The sequence below is a fragment of the Paenibacillus sp. NRS-1782 genome (assembly GCF_050467685.1).
Lineage (GTDB): Bacteria > Bacillota > Bacilli > Paenibacillales > Paenibacillaceae > Paenibacillus > Paenibacillus terrae_A.
In genome coordinates this window covers 75493-94043 of sequence record NZ_JBITPH010000049.1, presented here as the reverse complement: position 1 = coordinate 94043, position 18551 = coordinate 75493, and the positions used below count along the sequence as shown (strand labels likewise).

20 protein-coding genes and 1 riboswitch are annotated in these 18551 nt (G+C 47.0%); of the genes, 18 read left to right on the top strand and 2 right to left on the bottom strand.

What is annotated here, in order from left to right:
- Positions 1–58: 58 nt before the first annotated feature.
- From ACIFQM_RS19210 to ACIFQM_RS19200, 3 genes are all read left to right on the top strand, one after another.
- Positions 59–472 (top strand): DUF350 domain-containing protein, encoded by a 414-nt coding sequence (locus tag ACIFQM_RS19210; RefSeq protein WP_007429540.1) that lies wholly within the window; start codon positions 59–61, stop codon positions 470–472.
- Between the two features lie 54 nt (positions 473–526).
- Positions 527–1207, top strand: a complete 681-nt coding sequence (locus tag ACIFQM_RS19205; protein ID WP_430040958.1) for a hypothetical protein — start codon at positions 527–529, stop codon at positions 1205–1207.
- Between the two features lie 115 nt (positions 1208–1322).
- Positions 1323–2576, top strand: a complete 1254-nt coding sequence (locus ACIFQM_RS19200; protein WP_430040959.1) for an MFS transporter — start codon at positions 1323–1325, stop codon at positions 2574–2576.
- A 75-nt stretch (positions 2577–2651) separates the two neighbouring features.
- Here ACIFQM_RS19200 and ACIFQM_RS19195 read toward each other — a convergent pair whose 3' ends face one another.
- A complete protein-coding gene (locus ACIFQM_RS19195; RefSeq protein ID WP_430040960.1) occupies positions 2652–3890 on the bottom strand; it encodes an NAD(P)/FAD-dependent oxidoreductase in 1239 nt (412 codons plus the stop codon).
- Between the two features lie 471 nt (positions 3891–4361).
- Between ACIFQM_RS19195 and ACIFQM_RS19190 the strand changes: the two genes are divergently transcribed.
- From ACIFQM_RS19190 to ACIFQM_RS19135, 12 genes are all read left to right on the top strand, one after another.
- The gene (locus ACIFQM_RS19190; RefSeq protein WP_430040961.1) at positions 4362–4598 is read left to right on the top strand and encodes a hypothetical protein; all 237 of its coding nucleotides are present in this window, start codon (positions 4362–4364) and stop codon (positions 4596–4598) included.
- 34 nt (positions 4599–4632) lie between these two features.
- Positions 4633–5019, top strand: a complete 387-nt coding sequence (locus ACIFQM_RS19185; RefSeq protein WP_430040962.1) for a spore coat protein — start codon at positions 4633–4635, stop codon at positions 5017–5019.
- 144 nt (positions 5020–5163) lie between these two features.
- Positions 5164–5664, top strand: coding sequence for an Lrp/AsnC family transcriptional regulator (locus tag ACIFQM_RS19180; protein ID WP_014280586.1), 501 nt, complete (start codon positions 5164–5166; stop codon positions 5662–5664).
- Positions 5665–5676: 12 nt separating this feature from the next.
- Positions 5677–6888, top strand: coding sequence for an aminotransferase class I/II-fold pyridoxal phosphate-dependent enzyme (locus tag ACIFQM_RS19175; protein WP_430040963.1), 1212 nt, complete (start codon positions 5677–5679; stop codon positions 6886–6888).
- Between the two features lie 112 nt (positions 6889–7000).
- Positions 7001–7207, top strand: coding sequence for an aspartyl-phosphate phosphatase Spo0E family protein (locus ACIFQM_RS19170; protein ID WP_430040964.1), 207 nt, complete (start codon positions 7001–7003; stop codon positions 7205–7207).
- 103 nt (positions 7208–7310) lie between these two features.
- A complete protein-coding gene (locus ACIFQM_RS19165; RefSeq protein WP_044646648.1) occupies positions 7311–7883 on the top strand; it encodes a hypothetical protein in 573 nt (190 codons plus the stop codon).
- 18 nt (positions 7884–7901) lie between these two features.
- Positions 7902–8465 carry a cob(I)yrinic acid a,c-diamide adenosyltransferase gene (locus tag ACIFQM_RS19160; protein ID WP_430040965.1) on the top strand — a complete coding sequence of 188 codons (564 nt, stop codon included), beginning with the start codon at positions 7902–7904 and terminating at the stop codon, positions 8463–8465.
- Between the two features lie 21 nt (positions 8466–8486).
- Entirely contained in the window at positions 8487–9449 is a 963-nt protein-coding gene (locus tag ACIFQM_RS19155) for an RluA family pseudouridine synthase (RefSeq protein ID WP_430041037.1), read from the top strand.
- A 2-nt stretch (positions 9450–9451) separates the two neighbouring features.
- On the top strand, positions 9452–9817 hold the full coding sequence (locus tag ACIFQM_RS19150; protein WP_430040966.1) for an arsenate reductase family protein: 366 nt from the start codon (positions 9452–9454) through the stop codon (positions 9815–9817).
- Positions 9818–9892: 75 nt separating this feature from the next.
- Entirely contained in the window at positions 9893–10789 is an 897-nt protein-coding gene (locus tag ACIFQM_RS19145; protein ID WP_283655235.1) for a 5'-3' exonuclease, read from the top strand.
- A gap of 168 nt (positions 10790–10957) precedes the next feature.
- Positions 10958–11836, top strand: coding sequence for an ROK family protein (locus tag ACIFQM_RS19140; RefSeq protein WP_430040967.1), 879 nt, complete (start codon positions 10958–10960; stop codon positions 11834–11836).
- A gap of 165 nt (positions 11837–12001) precedes the next feature.
- Positions 12002–13015 (top strand): HRDC domain-containing protein, encoded by a 1014-nt coding sequence (locus ACIFQM_RS19135; RefSeq protein WP_430040968.1) that lies wholly within the window; start codon positions 12002–12004, stop codon positions 13013–13015.
- Positions 13016–13094: 79 nt separating this feature from the next.
- Here the strand turns inward: ACIFQM_RS19135 and corA are convergent, their stop codons facing one another.
- The gene (gene corA, locus ACIFQM_RS19130; protein WP_430040969.1) at positions 13095–14030 is read right to left on the bottom strand and encodes a magnesium/cobalt transporter CorA; all 936 of its coding nucleotides are present in this window, start codon (positions 14028–14030) and stop codon (positions 13095–13097) included.
- 553 nt (positions 14031–14583) lie between these two features.
- A riboswitch (SAM riboswitch) is annotated at positions 14584–14709 on the top strand.
- A gap of 121 nt (positions 14710–14830) precedes the next feature.
- On the opposite strand from corA, the gene metA reads away from it, so the two are divergent.
- The 3 genes from metA to ACIFQM_RS19115 all read left to right on the top strand — a co-directional run bounded on the left by metA (position 14831) and on the right by ACIFQM_RS19115 (position 18231).
- The gene (gene metA, locus ACIFQM_RS19125) at positions 14831–15748 is read left to right on the top strand and encodes a homoserine O-acetyltransferase MetA (protein WP_430040970.1); all 918 of its coding nucleotides are present in this window, start codon (positions 14831–14833) and stop codon (positions 15746–15748) included.
- 123 nt (positions 15749–15871) lie between these two features.
- A complete protein-coding gene (locus tag ACIFQM_RS19120; RefSeq protein WP_430040971.1) occupies positions 15872–17056 on the top strand; it encodes a PLP-dependent transferase in 1185 nt (394 codons plus the stop codon).
- A complete protein-coding gene (locus ACIFQM_RS19115) occupies positions 17053–18231 on the top strand; it encodes a trans-sulfuration enzyme family protein (protein WP_430040972.1) in 1179 nt (392 codons plus the stop codon). Before ACIFQM_RS19120 ends, ACIFQM_RS19115 begins: the two co-directional genes overlap by 4 nt.
- The last annotated feature ends 320 nt before the right edge of the window (positions 18232–18551 follow it).

Genomic DNA, 18551 nt, shown 5'->3' with positions numbered 1-18551 from the left:
CTACGGGTTACCGGCTCCGGCCGGGAACGCTTTGTAGAACGGGAGGGACAAAGTGAAGATGGCGATTGATGAATTGCTGTCACATCCGTTAGGAATGATGCTGGGCTATTTCTCGGTGGCGGTGCTGGAGCTGATTGTATTTTTGTCTTGCTTTGAGCTGGTAACCCGGTATAAATGCTGGGAAGAGATCAAACGCGGCAACATTTCGGTAGCGATGGCTACGGGCGGGAAAATGTTTGGCATTTGCAACGTACTCCGCTTTGCGATGGAGGCCAAATCCAGCGTGTACGATACGATGATTTGGTCGTTCGTTGGCTTTTTACTGCTGCTTGCGGCGTACTTTCTGTTTGAGTTTCTGACACCGGTATTTTCAATCGATCAGGAAATTAAGGAGGACAACCGCGCTGTCGGCTTGTTCTCCATGATTATCTCGATATCGTTATCTTATGTGATTGGTGCCAGTGTAACTTGACACATCCTGTATACTAGAGCTTGGTATACGCTTGGAACGGAAGGATGATGAAGCTTGGAAATGACTATTTGTCCATGGTGTAACATGGAAATTATTTGGGATGAAGAATTGGGACCTGAAGAAGAGTGCCCTTATTGCCATAATGACCTGAAAGGGTATTCGGATATCACCGATGATGAAGATGAAACGGAGTCTGATTCTGCACATGACCACAGCCATGATGGCGTGACTTCTGTGGGTCAAGCAGCGCCTTCCCCTATAAACGAAGACCTAAAGGGCTATCGTACGTTGAGCATTCAGCTTGGGGATGAGGATGAGCAGGATATTTTATATGATGCAGAGGATGAAGTCGTAGTTGAAAAGCCGGCTGACGCTCCATCGTTGCAGGACAACGAGCTTCACAAGCTGCCTGTGCTGCATACCCTGCAAAAATTCGAAGAAAGCGGTGCGGATCTAATGGCTTATGAACAAGGCGCTGAACAAATACTCGACAGACAAGATGAGGTTCTAGAATGTTCCCAATGCAGTGAATACATGCTGCATGCAGGTTCGCAAACCGTGACTGGAGAAGGCTTTGTACCGTCGATGTCTCCTGCGCTTGGCAGACCTGTTCTGGATTTGCCGTTTGTCTTAAATGTATATGTATGTCCAAGCTGCTTCCATGTTCAGCAGACGTTGTCAGAGGATGACCGATTGCGTTTGTTACAGAAGCTGAGTGGTATTTCCAACAATTAAATTGTATTCCCCCGGATAAGCCCAAGTTGAACTCGGGCATCTTAAACCGAAGAAGCTCTGAAGCAAGCTGAGATAAAAGGAGCTGAATGGTGATTTTCGGTTAGGGGGAACGACATTGAAATCAAACCTGAACGGACAATCCATTCTGCTACTAAGCCTGAATGGATTGTTTGTGTTTGCGGCAGCTCTGTCAGGTACTTTTCTTAACGTATATCTGTGGAAAAGCAGGCAGGATTACGCAATGATTGGCTGGTTTAATGTCAGCCAGCAAATTGCGCTGGGAATCACGGTTTGGGTAGCTGGAAAATGGGTCAAGGAGCATAACAAAATGAATGCTCTGCGCGTAGGGACCGCATTGTCTGGATTATTTTATCTGGTGGTTTTATATACGGGATCGCAGGCTGTACACTACATATGGCCGTTAGGGATGATATTGGGTGCAGCATTGGGTTTGTTTTGGCTGGCTTTTAATGTGATTTTTTTCGAAGTCACAGATCAGGGAAGCCGGGATCATTTTAATGGCTGGGTCGGTCTGCTGGGCTCGTTTTCAGGTATTGTTGGTCCCTTGCTGTCCGGCTGGATTATTGCCCGTATGGAGGATGATGCGGGATACCGTGTGATATTTAGTATCTCTCTGGCATTTTATGTGATAGGGGTAGTGCTGAGTTTCTTTCTACACAAGCGTAAGACGACAGGAAGTTACAATTGGCTGGAGTCCAAGCAACGTTTGTCGCAAAAAGGAAGTATGTGGCGGCCATTGTCGTTGTCGCTTGTTACACAGGGTATTCGTGAAGGAGTTTTTGCATTTCTGATTACGCTGCTTGTGTACGTCGCTACTCAGCAGGAGTGGAAGCTGGCGCAGTTTTCACTTATTACATCCGCAGTTTCATTTTTTAGCTTTTGGGCTGCCGGAAAATGGCTCAAGCCACAATATCGCTCGGTTGGCATGCTGTTGGGGGCTGTGCTACTGGTGATTGTGCTTTTGCCGTTACTGTGGCGGATGCAATATAGCACGCTGCTGATTATGGGCATCGGAACCGCCTTGTTTTTGCCGTTATATTTAATCCCGATGATTTCTGCGAGCTTTGACCTGATGGGCGTGAGTGAAGAGGATGTTAATCAGAGGGTGGAACTGGTCGTACTGCGCGAGTTGTGTTTGATGGTAGGTCGATTGTCCGGAATGCTTATCTTTCTGGGTGTGTTGAGTATAAGCAAGGCCCCTGTAGCCATGATCTGGCTGTTGATTGGGCTTGCGTTAATGCCCGTGGCGGGATGGGGTTTTATGCGCAATGTGCTAAAGAAGGAGCAAACAACGAAGCAGAGCAAGTCTCATTCCAAGGCACGACGCTGGCACAGGCAAACCGAGTAGCTTACAATATATATTCAAAAAGAGCCTCTAAACCCACGAAAATGGGAATTGGAGGCTCTTTCGGTTTTGGATTTACTAAGTCAGCGGCTCCGTGATTTCGGGTGAAGGCTTGGTGGTACGCGTTAGTGAAAAAAGCTCTATCTCAGGTCGATGTGTGCCCGTCAGTTCATCAGCCAAAAGCTGCGCAGCCATCATACTGGTGACTGTGCCGTTTCCCCCGTAGCCCTCCAAAAAGTAGCAGTTCGGAAAGCGCGGGTGCGGGCCAATAAACGGTAAGCCATCATGGGAGGAGCCAAAGACGGCTGCCCACGCGTAATCAATCTTGAATGGTATATCGGGAAAATGCTCCTGTAATGCTTGCAGCAGCTTTTTCTGTTGGTGCAGCAGTCTGACTTCACGCTGTCTCGGGTCGAGTACAGGCTCATCCAACCCCCCGATAATCACGCGTCCATCCGTAGTGGAGCGTATATACAAATAAGGACGGGCGGTTTCCCAGATTAGACATTGTTCATGCCACATGGCTGAATCTCCAACCGGCTTGGTGGCAATCGCATAAGAGCTTTCCAGTATGGCTCCGCGATCCTTTTTAATTTCCTGCGATTCATAGCCTGCCGCAAAAATAACCTTTTTCGCCCGGATGGTTCCACCGCTGGTATGACAAACAACCTCGTTGTCGCCAAATTCAAAATGCTTTGCTTCGGTATGTTCATATAAGTGTACACCAAGATGGCTGGCAGATTGCAGGAGTCCCTGTGCAAAACGAAACGGATTTACCTCTGCATCTTCATGTGTATACAGCGCAGCCGGTTTTCGAAAAGGAAAACGTGCAGCCACCTGTTGCTCATCCCAATATTCCACTGGGAATCCAAAGCGGATTAGCTGTTCGAACTCGTTTTGGAGCACCGACACATCCTCCGGCGTACTCGCATAATATAGGCTGCTGCGCCGGATAAAGGACGGGTCGATGTCCACTGTGCTGGCCAGCTTTTCCAACTGATCCAGAGCATCCTTGCACATCCGATAAAACAGCACCCCAATAGCTTCGCCAAAAGTGTTAATAAAAGAGGTCAGCGTCTTATCATTGCTATATTGTAGCAATCCGGTATTGGCCGAAGAACTTCCGTGCGCCAGCTTACGCTTGTCAATGACCACCGTATCCACCTGCCGTTCTCCCAGCAGTCGGGCACAGAGTGATCCACCCATCCCACCCCCGACGATAAGCACATCACAAGTCAAATCTTCTGTTAAAGAAGGAAAATCCAGTTTGTGCTCCAGGGTGCTAGGCCAATACGTATTCCCACTAATCAAATCCATAACAAAACACTCCTTATTAACAATAAGTAATATTCAGGTACACATCGTATTTTCAATCACACTTTTAGTTCTAAAGGGCGTTAAAGGTTGTCAGTAGTTCCGAGAAGCCATCAAACAGCTCATATTCTAATACCCTTCACTTTCCACCCAAGGGGAGTTTTGTCGAAATCTTGGCGCCTTAGGGGGCAATTCCCGTCGAAGCAGCGAAGCGATCCATTTGAATCTGAAGAAGCGACAGCGTTCGCCTTTGCCATGGAATTCTTACCTCTAAATGTTTTATACAATCCAAAGAATCCCGTGGCAACAGCGATCGTAAGATCAAATGGAGCGCATAGCGTCCTCATCAGCAGAACCGCCCCTCACTAATTCGTCAAATTTCGATAAACTCCGCTCTTCTCCACATATACATATAATTCCGCCAAACGGACAAGCTAACCAGCGTGCAACAAAACATTTAAGGAGGCACAGACCATGCAATCTACGAACATGCAACCTTTGACTGGCAAAGAACTGGAGTACATCGTGGACTCCATTTCCAATGAAGAACTGCTGCTCAAGCAATGTGCGGCAACGGCAGCATCCGTTCAGCATCCTGCCATTCAGCAAGCTTGTCTGCAATTCGCGAGAACTCATGAGAACCACCTAAATCTGCTTTCAAATGCTCTTCAACAGCACCAGCAGATTGCCCCTATGCAACCACAGCAGTAACGATGGATTAACCAACCAAGGAGGTAATATCACGATGTTTTCACAGAACAATACGTCATTTATGCCCGAAGAAGATTTGCTCTATACCATACTTGCCGATATGAAACGCACGGTAGGAGAATATACAACGGCGACAACTGAATCCAATTGTCCGTCTGTGCGTCAGCTTTTCACCGACCTTACGAGCGATACACTGCGTCTGCAAGGTGATTTGTACCGTTTGATGAGTCAAAACAACATGTATTCCACCACGACCAAAGCGCTGCGCACCGATTTGGACAAACAGATTCAGGAAGCCCGAAAAACCCAACAGGAATGCCAGCAGTTCATTCAGCAAAAATCGTCCTCCGCGGGAGTGTATAGCCAGCCTATGCATCAACAGGGCCAGCCTGCTCACCAAAACAACCCTTACTATATGTAAACGGGGCAATCCGCTTTTGAAGCCTATTCTCATAGCAAGCCGTCCGTCTACCGGGTTCACCGGGGCGGGCGGTTTTTCTTTGCAGGTTTAAAGCACGTATTGTATGATGTATAGTAATCTCTTTTGATGGAGGCCTTATGTAGAATGACAGAACTGAATGATTTGAAATTAAAAGTGCTGGAATTGTTAAAAGAAGATGCAAGAAGGACGCCTACTCTGCTTGCTACCTTGCTGGGAGTTGCCGAACAGGATGTATGTACCGCGATTAAAGAGCTTGAAGACCAACATGTGATCGTCAAATACGCCGCTGTGGTCAATTGGGATAAAGTTGACGACGAAAAGGTTACTGCTTTAATTGAGGTGCAAATTACACCGGAGCGGGGAAGAGGATTTGAAGGCATCGCTGAACGGATTTATTTGTATCCACAAGTTAAATCGGTATATCTCATGTCTGGTGCATACGACTTGTTAGTGGAAGTAGAAGGACGCAATCTTCGCGAGGTAGCGAACTTTGTGTCGGAAAAGCTGTCGCCTATTGATTCGGTCCTGTCTACCAAGACCAATTTTACGCTCAAAAAATACAAACAGGACGGAATTATCTTCGAAGATCATCAGGAAGATAATCGTCTGATGATTTCGCCGTAAAGGAAGATCATGATGAATATCAAACCTGAAGCATTGACTGACAGTAACAAAGCCATGAGCTCGTATTTGTCTCCATTGGTGCGCGAGATTCCATCCTCGGGTATTCGTAAGTTTTTTGATCTGGTGGGCGGCAACAAGGATATTATTACTCTGGGGGTAGGCGAACCGGATTTTACAACCCCTTGGCATATGCGTGAAGCCTGCGTCTATTCATTGGAGCGGGGTTTTACCAGCTATACTTCCAACGCAGGGACGCCTGAACTGCGTGAGGCGATTAGTGAATATCTGGATGAGCAATTTGCAGTCCGCTATGATCCAAAAAGTGAAATCATCGTGACGGTGGGCGGCAGTGAAGCGATTGATCTGGCTTTGCGTGCGTTAATTGTACCTGGTGACGAAATTCTCGTTCCTGAGCCATGCTACATTTCGTATTCTCCGATCACTTCGATTGGCGGCGGTGTTCCCGTAGGGATTGAAACCTTCGCCAAGGATGAATTCAAGCTGACAGCAGAGGCGCTGGAGGCTAAAATCACACCTAAATCCAAAGTGCTGATTTTATGCTATCCGAGCAATCCAACCGGAGCGACCATGACCTATGAGGACTGGCTTCCGATTGCGAAAGTTGTAGAAAAGCATGATTTGATCGTCATTTCTGATGAAATTTATGCAGAATTGAACTATGGTGAGAAGCATGTCAGCTTCGCGGCTATGCCAGGCATGATGGATCGTACCATTCTCGTCAGCGGTTTCTCCAAAGCCTTCGCCATGACGGGCTGGCGTATTGGATATACATGCGGGCACCCTGATTTAATTGCCGCTATGCTTAAAATCCACCAGTATACCGTGATGTGTGCGCCTTCGATGGGTCAGGTTGCGGCTCTTGAGGGTCTACGCAATGGTTTGGGCGAGAAGGATCGCATGGTGGAGGCTTATAATCAGCGTCGCCGTCTGATGGTTGAGGGGTTCCGGGACATTGGTCTGGAATGCCACGAACCGAGAGGGGCTTTTTATGTTTTCCCAAGTATTCAAAGCACAGGGCTGAGCTCGGATGAATTTGCGCAGCGTCTTTTGGCAGAGGCCAAGGTTGCGGCGGTGCCGGGGAACGTATTCGGTTTGGGGGGCGAAGGATACCTTCGTTGCTCATATGCGACCTCTGTGTCTCAACTGACGGAAGCATTGGATCGGATTGGTCAATTTGTAGAAAAATTAAAAAAAGAAGGTTGAAATTATTTTTATGGGTATTTCATAGAGAAAAGTATTTTATTTCTAAATTTATATGCTATAATATAAAATCGAAAGCAGGAAGTTCAATTTTTCAATTGCAGGAGGAATGCTCATGTCATATGTTGGATATCATTCATCGAGTTCAATAGGATACGACATTTCCCTGGAAGATGAAATTTTGTTCCTGCGCAATGAGATGATGCGGACGTTTCAGGAAGAAAAGTCCTTCACCTCTGATCTTGTCATTGAGATCAGTTGCAAGCTCGATTTGAAAATTAACGAATACATGAAGCTGTACGGTACGGAATGCAAGGTGTAACCGTGTGAAGCCAAGCCGTACGTATAGAGAAGGCCGCAGGGCCTTCTTTTTTTGCGTTCACAACTTATGATATATTAGTGGCATGGAAGAGAGGGGCGTACATATGAGAGCAGGGCTGAAAAGGCTGTCGCCATGGATCATCGGAATGCTGGCACTCGTGCTGTTGGCGGGATGCGGGGGGCGTGACAAGGACAGTTTCACCATTTTTATCATGGATAAGCAAGGGGATGCTTCAATTATTCGCGATGAGTTGGCGCAAAAGCTTAAGGATAAACTGGGCGAACAGGCTCCAACCATCGAGATTGCAGTTAGCCCATTGTATAACCAGCAGAAACTGGTCGTTGAATATGCGGCCGGGGAAAACGATCTGTTTATTTTGCCAGAAGAGGATATGAAGTTGTATGGACAGAATGGTTCGAATTTGCCCTTAGACGATGCTTTTGACAAGAAAACGTATGCTCGGGGTGTATTCGAGGGCGGCGTATTTAAGGAGAAGGAGCAGGGGGAAAAAGGAACAGATATGATCAAGGAAACTCATTTGTTCGGGATTCCGGTGGAGCAGATGAAGATGTTCAAGGATGTAAAATATAACTCCAAAACATTATTTGCTACCGTGCCACCGCGTACGAGTAATAAGGAAGAAGCCATTAAGGTATTAAAAGCACTGACGGAATGATAGAGGGGATGAGATACCATGGGGATTTATACAAGAACAGGTGATGAGGGACAAACCTCGGTGATCGGCGGTCGGGTGGCCAAGGATGATGACCGTGTGGAGGCATACGGTACGATTGACGAACTGAACAGCTTTGTAGGACAAGCGATCAGCTTTGCCGAAGGAGAAAAGTTTGCAGATATTCGGGTCCAATTGGAGGAAGTACAGCAGGAACTGTTTGATTGCGGCTCGGATTTGGCGTTTGTCAAAATCAACGAAAGCAAATACAAGGTGAAGGATGAACTGGCAGAGCGGCTTGAAGGCTGGATTGATGCATGTCAGGAGGAAAATCCGAAGGTCGAGCGTTTTATTATTCCGGGTGGTAGTACGTTGTCCTCAGCACTTCATGTTTGCCGTACGGTTTGCCGCCGAGCGGAACGTCGTGCGGTCACACTGGGTAAGCATACGGAGATCAATCCTGCGGTACGTCGGTATTTGAACCGTCTGTCCGATTATTTCTTCGTCGTGGCCCGCACCGCGAATGTACGTCAAGGGGTGCCGGATGTCGAATATGTGCGCAGCAAAAAAGTGTTCCGCAAATAAGGAGGCAACCGGGATTTTGTGATGAGCTTGTACTATGAACCTATCGTGTATACGATCCCTCCTGAGGAGGAGGGAATGCTGTTGAAGACCATTTTGCAAAAACGTATGAATGTTTCACGCAAGCTGATATCCAGACTCAAGCTGACGGAACAAGGTATTATGCTGAACGGAGCACGAGTGTATATCAGTGTTAAGGTACAGTCCGGGGATCGGGTGGAAATTCGTATGGAGCGCGAGCGTTCCGATGATATTTTGCCTGAACCGATTCCTTTTGACATTTTGTTTGAGGATGAGCATGTATTGGTTGTCAACAAGGCGGCGGGTATGATTGTCCATCCGACTCACGGCCATTACACGGGAACACTGGCTAATGGGGTTGTGCATTATTGGCAGGCTAAAGGTGAGCTATTCCGGTTTCGCCCCGTTCATCGTCTGGATCAGGAGACGACTGGCGTTCTTGTGGTGGCTAAAAATCCATATGTACACCAGCATATTTCCGAGCAAATGATTATGGGAACGGTGGATAAGCGTTACACTGCCCTGGTGCACGGTTGCCCTGACCCACAGGCTGGCAGGGTGGATGGGCCAATTGACCGTAATCCGGATGATCCACATTTGCGCATGGTGACCCCTGATGGTTATCCGGCCCTTACACTGTATAAGCTGGAGGAAGCCTGGAATGAGGGGAGCCGCATCGGGATCAAGCTGGAATCCGGGCGTACGCACCAAATCCGGGTACACATGACTTCTATCGGATGTCCGCTGATCGGAGATAAAATGTACCGAAATACGCCTGCTGACGCTGCGCAACGTGAGCGTTATGATCAGCTGGATGCCCAGATGCCCCGACAGGCATTGCATGCCTCAGAGCTGTCCTTGGTGCATCCTGTGACCGGAGAGCAGTTGACGTTTTGCGCCCCATTGCCGGACGATATGGCCCAGTTGCAGGATCTGTTAAGAAATCAAAATGGAGGGTTAACATAACGATGAGCCAGTTGAAAGTATACCAGTACTCCAAATGCAGCACTTGCCGCAATGCAGTGAAATGGCTGCAAAGCAAGGAACATGAAACGGAATTGATTCCTATTTTTGAACAACCTCCCGGCCCGGAGGAATTAGCTGATTTAATCAGCATAAGTGGACTGGAGCTGAAAAAGTTTTTCAATACGAGCGGTGAGGTTTATAAGGAGCTAAAGCTAAAGGACAAGCTGGCAGACATGAGCCGTGAAGAGCAAATCTCGCTTTTATCCTCGAATGGAAGATTGATCAAGCGCCCGATTGTAACAGACGGGAACAAAGTAACGGTAGGCTTCAAAGTGGAAACATTTGAGGAAGCATGGGGCGCTCAATAACGTCCAATTCGACTCCGCGATATGTTATACTGTTGGGGTTAAATAATAATATCATGAATGGGAGCAATACAATCTGTGACACAACGTAAAGAACAATCCATAATGCTGGTTGACGGCATGGCTCTGTTATTCCGCGCTTATTATGCAACTGCTGCAAACGGTTATATAAGGCGTACAAAGGCCGGAGTGCCAACGAACGCCATATATGGTTTTATTCGATATTTTTGGGATGCGGTACAAACCTATAATCCGACGCATGTCGTATGCTGCTGGGATATGGGAGGAACGACGTTCCGCGGGGAACATTTTGCTGCGTACAAGGGCAATCGGGCTGACGCGCCAGATGATTTGATTCCTCAATTTACATTGATCCGTGAAGTGACGGACAGCCTCGGCATTCCTAACATTGGAGCGGCAGGTTTTGAAGCGGATGATTGTATCGGTACGCTGGCACGCCTTTATACGCAGACTGAGGACATGGATGTAATGATTCTCTCCGGAGATCATGATTTACTCCAATTGGTGGATGAGCGGACACGGGTCATTATCATGAAAAAAGGCCACGGCAATTATATGGTGTATACCCCGGAAACGCTGCTGTCTGAAAAAGGACTCAAACCTCGCCAAGTCGTGGACCTCAAGGGCCTAATGGGGGATGCAAGCGACAATTACCCGGGAGTACGAGGCATTGGTGAAAAGACGGCACTCAAGCTGGTACAGGAATATGACTCCATTGAAGGTATTCTGGAGAATCTGGATCAATTGACGCCGGCGGTGCGCAAAAAGATTGAGAGTGATCTGGATATGCTGCATTTGTCACGTAAGTTGGCTGAAATTCACTGTGGTGTACCTGTAGCATGCGAACTGGACAGCTGTCTGCTGACACTGGATCATGTGCAAATTGTAGACAAGTTTGAGGAGCTTGAAATGAAAAGCTTGTGTACGTTAATGGGTGTGGCAACTGGATCATAACGAAGCCAGTTTGGCTTCACAGGTACAACCCGGAGCTCGCATTACACATATGAGGATGCTGGCGCTTTGTGCGTTAGTGTCCTTTTAAGGGGATTGACCTTGGACGCGTTTCAGGCGAATATAGGGTAGAGAGAACCGGATCATGACTGAGAGGGGACAACAGCAGCTATGACAGTATTGGGAGCAATTGAGGCAGGTGGTACCAAATTTGTATGTGGAATTGGCAACGAACAGGGAGAGGTGCTGGAACGCGCGAGCTTTCCTACAGCCACGCCAGCAGAAACGATGGCGAATGTCGTTGCATTTTTTGAAGGGAAGGGTATTGAAGCGCTGGGCGTAGGGTCGTTCGGGCCGATTGATCCTATCGAAGGCAGTGATACATATGGCTATATTACAACAACGCCAAAGCCGCATTGGGGCAATTATAACCTGATTGGCAAACTGAAAGAGCATTTTGACGTACCTATGGGATTTGACACGGATGTGAACGGTGCAGCATTGGGCGAATCCATTTGGGGGACGGCTAAGGGACTGGATAGCTGTCTCTATATTACGATAGGTACAGGTATCGGAGCGGGTGCTTTGGTCGGTGGAAAGCTGATTCATGGATTGTCACATCCTGAAATGGGCCACATCCTGGTGCGTCGTCATCCAAAAGATACTTATGAAGGGACATGTCCTTATCACGGAGATTGTGTGGAAGGATTAGCAGCAGGTCCTGCACTTGAAAAAAGATGGAAGGTCAAAGGACATGAGCTTTCTGTGGATCACCCGGCTTGGGAGATGGAAGCTTATTATCTGGCACAGGCTTTGATGAGCTATGTATTGATTCTTTCACCGCAAAAAATTATTATGGGCGGTGGAGTGATGAAGCAGGAGCAGCTGTTCTCACTCGTTCGCGCCGAGCTTCAAAAACTGTTGCACGGATACGTACAGCATCCGAGTCTGACTACAGAAATTGATCAATATATCGTGGCCCCAGGCTTGGGAGACAATGCCGGATTGTGCGGTGCTCTTGCCTTGGCAAAGGAAAAGCTGAACAAATGAAAATTTCGGGTTGACGGCGATACGAGGTACGGTTATCATATAGGCAACAGCATAGTACGGCTCAAAAAGGGAAGCACCTTTCTTGCAAATACGCGAGATAGGTGCTTTTTTGCGTTTGGCGTTGTACCGGACTGTAACCCAATTATAAGCATGGAGGAAAAAAGCATGGAAATCGTATTTTTAAACCGCTTGTCCAAACGGAATGAACAGGGCCATGAGCTATTTGCCCAGGTATGGATTGGACAACATGATGGGGTATGGAGTGCAGGATGGAGCACACAACACAGCTTGGATGAAAGTACAGATGATCTTTGGTACGAGGGTAGCTTGTGGCAGGAGTTGCTGCATGTATACCGCCATGAGCTGGCGCTGAAGATGGCAGAGGGCTACAGACCCTTAATCCATGGTGTTTTTCATGAGCAGGAAGGGGCAGGAGCAACAGGACGTGGACAAACATTACAAAAGCTGTATTGCTATAGTGATTTGTTTCCGCGTGATGATGTGTATGAGCAATTGACGATGTGGAGGCGGCAAAAGGCGGCTGCCGAGCGAAAGGCACCTTATTTTATTGCCACCAATCGTCTGCTCCGGTTGATTAGCGTATATCTTCCCCATACCGAGGAGGAGTTGCTGGAGCTACCAGGGATGGGGCAGGGTAAAATATCTCAATATGGGCCAGAGCTGCTGGCTATTACGACACAAAATGACCGGACTACGCCATTTCCGCTAAATTGGGTAACAGAGACGCTGGATGAGGAAGTTTTCTTATCATGGCTTTACAAGCAAAAAGAGAACCAATATAAGCAGGAACTGAATAAATTCAGTCTGACAAAAACCATTATTGAAGGTATTTCAGACGGTCTTACATTGGAGCATATTGGACTGAAGGCGGGGTTACATCGTAGAGAAATGATTGAAGCAGTAGAGCATTTGGATCGAGATGGAATCGATATGGAAAAACTGATCCGTCAGGAATTAGTGAACGTATCTGAAGAAGAGCAGATGGCGATCTGGTCTGCGTATGAAGAACTGGGGGATACGCTGCTCAAGCCCGTCATGCTGCGGGTATATGGTGAGGAACAGGCTGCGGAAACGGGACTGGATCAAGTTTATGAGCGGCTGCGTCTGATTCGTATCCGTTTTCGCCATCAGGTAGCATCAAATCGACATGCGGGATAACATAGCGAAAATATAAAAATAACCACACAAAAAAAGCGGCAGCTATATCCTGTGAGGATACGGCTACCGCTGATTCTTTTCAAACCCAATCCTTCTTGCGGAAAATACAAAACATGCTGACACCCAGCGTCACCATAATACCAATGACGACAAAATAACCATAACGTGTATGAAGCTCAGGCATATTATCAAAGTTCATACCATAAATTCCGGTAATCACCGTCAACGGCATAAACACGGTTGTAATCGCTGTAAACACGCGCATGATTTCATTCGCACGGTTAGCGATACTGGATTGATAAGCTTCTCGAAGGTTACCCATTAGATCGCGGTAAGTTTCGAAAGTCTCCGAAATTTTCACGGCATTTTCATAAATATCGCTGAAATATTTTTGCAATTGATCGTCAATCAGTCGTAAATCCCGTTTGTTCAACGTATTGATGACTTCTTTTTGTGGACCAAGCACTTTTTTTAGCCACAGAATCTCACTGCGTAAGCCGATAATTTCATTCAAATGCGATTTTTTCGTATGCATCAAAATGTCTTCTTCCAGCTTTTCAATGCGAACCTCAATCCGGTCACCAACCAGAAAATAGTTGTCAACGATCAAGTCGATCAACAGATACATAAAACGGTCAGGCTGGCTGACCTCCTGCTCCCATAGCATAGGCTTGAGGGTGCGTAGCTCATTGATTTTCTGCTTTGTCACCGTAATGATAAAATGGCGGCCCAGGAAAATGTTCAAAGCACGTAAAAATATTTCTTCATCATCAAAACGAATACTGTTTACAACGATAAAATAATGGCTTTCGTAAATTTCAATCTTCGGACGCTGCTCTTCTTCACTCAAACAGTCCTCTACCGCGAGATCATGCATGGAGAACAAAGGCTGGAGCACTGCCAGATCATCAACATCGGCATCAATCCAATAAAAGCCTTCTGTTGGCGGAGTAAGCGCCATTTCAATTTCTTCGACAGGGGTAAAAACCCCGTTGTTTACCAAACGGATTTTCATATATGTCACTCCTTATGCTCCGTCGTAACGGAAAATACGTGTACCTAAAAGCATAAGGAATGACTCAGTTAGCCAGTTAGCCGGAGCGGTTAAGCGGATCCCCATCAAAAGCAAGAGGCTTTTGGAGCATGCAGAGCCTGGCGTCCCGTCTTTCGGCAAGCTGAAGTCATTCCTATGCTGTTGTTCAGGGATCGCCGCCTATTCGGACTCGGGTCGCCTTCCATTCCGGATTCACCTCACACATGTTCTTTTTTAGGTTGCCACAGGATCGCAGAAAGCACTCTAAATCTGCACCACTGCTTTAAATTTTCGCCTATAGCACTTGTATAGTATAACGCTCGGCCTACAGCCTTTCAAGCGCAAAATCATGGGCTAAACAACACGAGTGACAAGAGCTTCGACGATAGGGTAATGTATGATTTAACATATGGAAATATTAGACGAAGTGTGAATGCAGGGGTGAAAAATTACAAGTCTCATCTTGACGAAGCCCATCGGATGCATTAAAGTGAACAACAAGAACTTTTTATGAACCCAAATTGAATATAGCGAAATCTTATCAAGAGCAGGTGGAGGGACTAGCCCGATGATACCCGGCAACCGGCGATTTTAATCGCACGGTGCTAATTCTTGCAGGACGCGCGCTTTTTACAAAGAGCGATGCCCTGACAGATGAGAGAGGCGCATATGGATACAAATATGACCTTTCTCGTAACCGAGGAAGGTCTTTTTATTATATGCCCGGCATCTCAACATGACGATTTTCGCAAAAAACTTCACCGAACAAGGAGTGAATTTACATGCCGATTAAAATTCCGGATACACTACCTGCCAAGGAAGTGCTGGAGGGCGAAAATATTTTCGTAATGGATGAAAGCCTTGCTTATCATCAGGATATTCGTCCGTTGCGTATCGCCATTTTGAATTTGATGCCTACCAAAGAGACAACGGAAACCCAACTGTTGCGTCTGGTCGGCAATACTCCGCTTCAAGTGGACGTTACGCTGGTGCACATGAAGTCACATGTATCTAAAAATACATCGCAGGAATATTTGAACATGTTTTATAAAACCTTTGACGAGATCAGAAACAGCCGCTTTGACGGTATGGTTGTTACTGGAGCACCCGTTGAACAGCTTGAGTTTGAAGATGTGAACTACTGGGAGGAAATCCGGCAAATTTTTGAATGGACGAAAACGAATGTAACTTCGACCATGCATATCTGTTGGGCCTCACAGGCGGGTCTGTACCATCATTTCGATGTTCCTAAATACGGACTTGATTACAAATGCTTTGGCGTGTTTTCACATAGCGTTATTAAACCTAAAGTGAAGTTGCTACGCGGTTTTGATGAAATGTTTTATGCACCTCATTCCCGGCATACAGAGGTTCGGCGCGAAGATATCGAGCATATCGCCGAACTGGAGCTTTTATCCGAATCTGAGGAAGCCGGAGTGTATTTGGTAGCTACGCGTGATGGCAAACAAATCTTTGTGACTGGACATTCCGAATACGATCCACTTTCTCTGAAATGGGAATATGATCGTGATGTCGCCAAAGGGATGGATATTGAAGTACCGAAAAATTATTTTCCCAACAATGACCCTGAGCGTACACCGCCCTCAACCTGGCGTGCGCATGCCAATTTATTATTTTCAAATTGGCTCAACTACTATGTATACCAAGAAACTCCTTTTGATATCGGGCCCCAGATTTAAAATGGGGCTTAACGTTTATATCTACGCAGTACCACCTTGCAGCAGCGCAGCAGTATAGATATGATAATCCAATTTTGCGGCATATGTTATGCACCTATTGTGGAAATGAACAGGAGGATTCATATGAGTGAGAAACAGTGGAAAATCGAAAGCAGATTAGCACAAATTGGTTCAATCGAAGAGCCGGTAACCGGAGCGGTGAATTTTCCGATTTATCAATCTACGGCGTTTCGCCATCCCCGTTTGGGTCAAAGCACAGGATTTGATTACATTCGGACGATCAATCCGACACGCAAGGTGCTGGAGGAGGCGTCCGCTACACTGGAATCCGGTGATGCAGGCTTTGCATGCAGTTCAGGTATGGCGGCGCTGCAAACGGTATTTGCCCTGTTTGGACAAGGGGATCATCTGATTGTATCGCTGGATCTGTATGGAGGCACGTATCGTTTGCTGGAACGTATTTTATCCAGATTCGGCGTGACGGCGAGTTATGTGGATACGAACGATCTTGAAGCCATCGAGCAGTCATGTCGACCGAATACCAAAGCGGTATTCATTGAAACGCCTACGAATCCATTAATGATGATTACGGATATTCGGGCTGTAGCCGAATGGGCGTCACAACGTCAGCTGCTTACCATTGTAGATAATACGCTGTTAACACCGTATTTCCAGCGTCCTTTGGAGCTGGGTGCCGATATTGTGGTACATAGCGCAACCAAGTATCTGGGCGGACACAATGATGTGCTGGCAGGCTTGATCGTAACCAAGGGTAAGGAGCTATCAGCCGAAATTTCCTTCCTGCACAATTCCATTGGTGCTGTACTTTCTCCGAGCGATAGCTACCAGTTGATGAAGGGCATGAAAACATTGGCGCTGCGTATGGATCGGCATGAGCACAATGCGACGGTGCTGGCCAATTATCTGCTGACGCATCCGGCGGTGGCTGAGGTGTTTTATCCGGGACTTGAGGGTCATCCAGGGCGTGAGATTCAAAACAAACAATCCAGCGGCAACACAGGTATTTTCTCTTTTAAAGTAAAAGATGCCCGTTATGTGGAGCCCTTGCTTCGAAACATTAAGCTTATTGCTTTTGCAGAAAGTCTGGGCGGTGTGGAATCGTTAATGACTTATCCTGCTGTACAGACACATGCTGATATACCGGCTGAGATTCGGGATGCAGTGGGAGTAGATGATCGGTTGCTGCGCTTCTCCGTCGGCATTGAGCATACGGATGATTTAATTGAAGATTTGCATTCAGCGTTGGAGGCGGCGCGCCAGGAAATTGAAGGAGGACAACAGCAATGATTGAGGACGTACGGAAAATCGGGCAAGAGTCGGAAAAAGAACGGAAATTCGCTACCAAGCTGCTACATTTTGGCTCTGAAATCGATAGTGTTACGGGTGCATCGAGCGTACCGATTTATCAGGCGTCCACCTTTCACCATCACGATATTTTCAATCCTCCGCTGCATGACTACAGCCGTTCCGGCAACCCGACACGGCAAGCTTTGGAGGACTATATCGCCTTACTGGAAGGCGGGGCCAGAGGGTTTGCCTTTGCATCAGGCATGGCGGCAATATCCAGTACGTTTATGCTGTTGTCCGCAGGGGATCATGTCATTGTTTCGGAGGATGTATATGGGGGGACCTACCGTCTGCTGACTTCGATTTTAAAACGGATGAATATTGAAACCACCTTCGTCGATATGACAGACATCAGCCTTGTGAAAGAAGCATTGCAGGAAAATACGAAGGCAGTGTACATGGAGACTCCGTCCAATCCAACCCTCAAAATCACCGATGTGGCAGGGGTAACAGCTTGGGCACAGGATAAAGGACTGCTGACACTGCTGGATAACACCTTTATGACGCCATATTATCAACGTCCAATTGAGCAGGGTGTCGATATCGTGTTGCACAGTGCAACCAAATTTCTCGGCGGCCATAGCGATGTATTGGCAGGTCTTGCGGTAGCACGTACGGAGTCGTTGGGCAGACAAATCAAGCAGCTTCAAAATGGGCTTGGAACCGTATTGGCCCCACAGGAGTCGTGGTTGCTTATGCGCGGGATGAAGACACTGGAAGCGCGTATGGCTCACAGCGAAAAGAGTGCAGCGAAGCTGGCCAATTGGCTGAACGAGCGAAGTGACATTGAGGCGGTATACTATCCGGGTCTGGAAAATCATCCGGGGCGTGCCGTACATGAGAGCCAATCCAGTGGATACGGAGCGGTGATCTCGTTTGATGTAGGTTCCGGTGAGCGTGCAAAAGAGGTACTCAATCGCATACAAATTCCGATTGTGGCGGTAAGTCTGGGCGCTGTGGAAAGTATCTTGTCGTATCCGGCGATGATGTCACATGCTGCAATGCCGCATAGTGTACGTCTGGAGCGTGGAATCACGGACGGTCTGCTACGTTTCTCCGTAGGTCTGGAGGATATTGATGATCTGATCAGTGATCTGAATGAGGCTCTTCGCTAAAACAAAAACACAGCAACATAAACATAAAATCTAAATAAGCAGCAAGCTTCTGTGTAGTGGGAAGCTTGCTGCTTTGTGTAGGACGACATGGCGGAGGACAATATGAACGGTGTTGCACAACCCCATTTTCCATTTCCATGAGACAATGTACCGTAGAATTATAGCTTGTTCGTCGCATCATCCCCTGGGTAGAAAGCAGAAAGAAACGGGAATAAGTATGGTTCCTTACCTAAAGATATGTTAGTATTATCATTAGGTTTTACTATGCTATATAGCACAGACAAATACAAAGCCAGTCATGAACACATATAATACGACAG

Excerpts from the sequence above, each read along its gene's own strand:
- ACIFQM_RS19190 (WP_430040961.1), top strand. The coding sequence starts at position 4,362 with ATGCAATCTACGAACATGCAACCTTTGACTGGCAAAGAACTGGAGTAC.
- ACIFQM_RS19170 (WP_430040964.1), top strand. The coding sequence starts at position 7,001 with ATGTCATATGTTGGATATCATTCATCGAGTTCAATAGGATACGACATT.
- ACIFQM_RS19115 (WP_430040972.1), top strand. The coding sequence starts at position 17,053 with ATGATTGAGGACGTACGGAAAATCGGGCAAGAGTCGGAAAAAGAACGG.
- ACIFQM_RS19185 (WP_430040962.1), top strand. The coding sequence starts at position 4,633 with ATGTTTTCACAGAACAATACGTCATTTATGCCCGAAGAAGATTTGCTC.
- ACIFQM_RS19150 (WP_430040966.1), top strand. The coding sequence starts at position 9,452 with ATGAGCCAGTTGAAAGTATACCAGTACTCCAAATGCAGCACTTGCCGC.
- ACIFQM_RS19160 (WP_430040965.1), top strand. The coding sequence starts at position 7,902 with ATGGGGATTTATACAAGAACAGGTGATGAGGGACAAACCTCGGTGATC.
- ACIFQM_RS19175 (WP_430040963.1), top strand. The coding sequence starts at position 5,677 with ATGAATATCAAACCTGAAGCATTGACTGACAGTAACAAAGCCATGAGC.
- ACIFQM_RS19120 (WP_430040971.1), top strand. The coding sequence starts at position 15,872 with ATGAGTGAGAAACAGTGGAAAATCGAAAGCAGATTAGCACAAATTGGT.
- corA (WP_430040969.1), bottom strand. The coding sequence starts at position 14,030 with ATGAAAATCCGTTTGGTAAACAACGGGGTTTTTACCCCTGTCGAAGAA.
- ACIFQM_RS19135 (WP_430040968.1), top strand. The coding sequence starts at position 12,002 with ATGGAAATCGTATTTTTAAACCGCTTGTCCAAACGGAATGAACAGGGC.
- ACIFQM_RS19165 (WP_044646648.1), top strand. The coding sequence starts at position 7,311 with ATGAGAGCAGGGCTGAAAAGGCTGTCGCCATGGATCATCGGAATGCTG.
- ACIFQM_RS19140 (WP_430040967.1), top strand. The coding sequence starts at position 10,958 with ATGACAGTATTGGGAGCAATTGAGGCAGGTGGTACCAAATTTGTATGT.
- ACIFQM_RS19155 (WP_430041037.1), top strand. The coding sequence starts at position 8,487 with ATGAGCTTGTACTATGAACCTATCGTGTATACGATCCCTCCTGAGGAG.
- ACIFQM_RS19195 (WP_430040960.1), bottom strand. The coding sequence starts at position 3,890 with ATGGATTTGATTAGTGGGAATACGTATTGGCCTAGCACCCTGGAGCAC.
- metA (WP_430040970.1), top strand. The coding sequence starts at position 14,831 with ATGCCGATTAAAATTCCGGATACACTACCTGCCAAGGAAGTGCTGGAG.
- ACIFQM_RS19180 (WP_014280586.1), top strand. The coding sequence starts at position 5,164 with ATGACAGAACTGAATGATTTGAAATTAAAAGTGCTGGAATTGTTAAAA.
- ACIFQM_RS19210 (WP_007429540.1), top strand. The coding sequence starts at position 59 with ATGGCGATTGATGAATTGCTGTCACATCCGTTAGGAATGATGCTGGGC.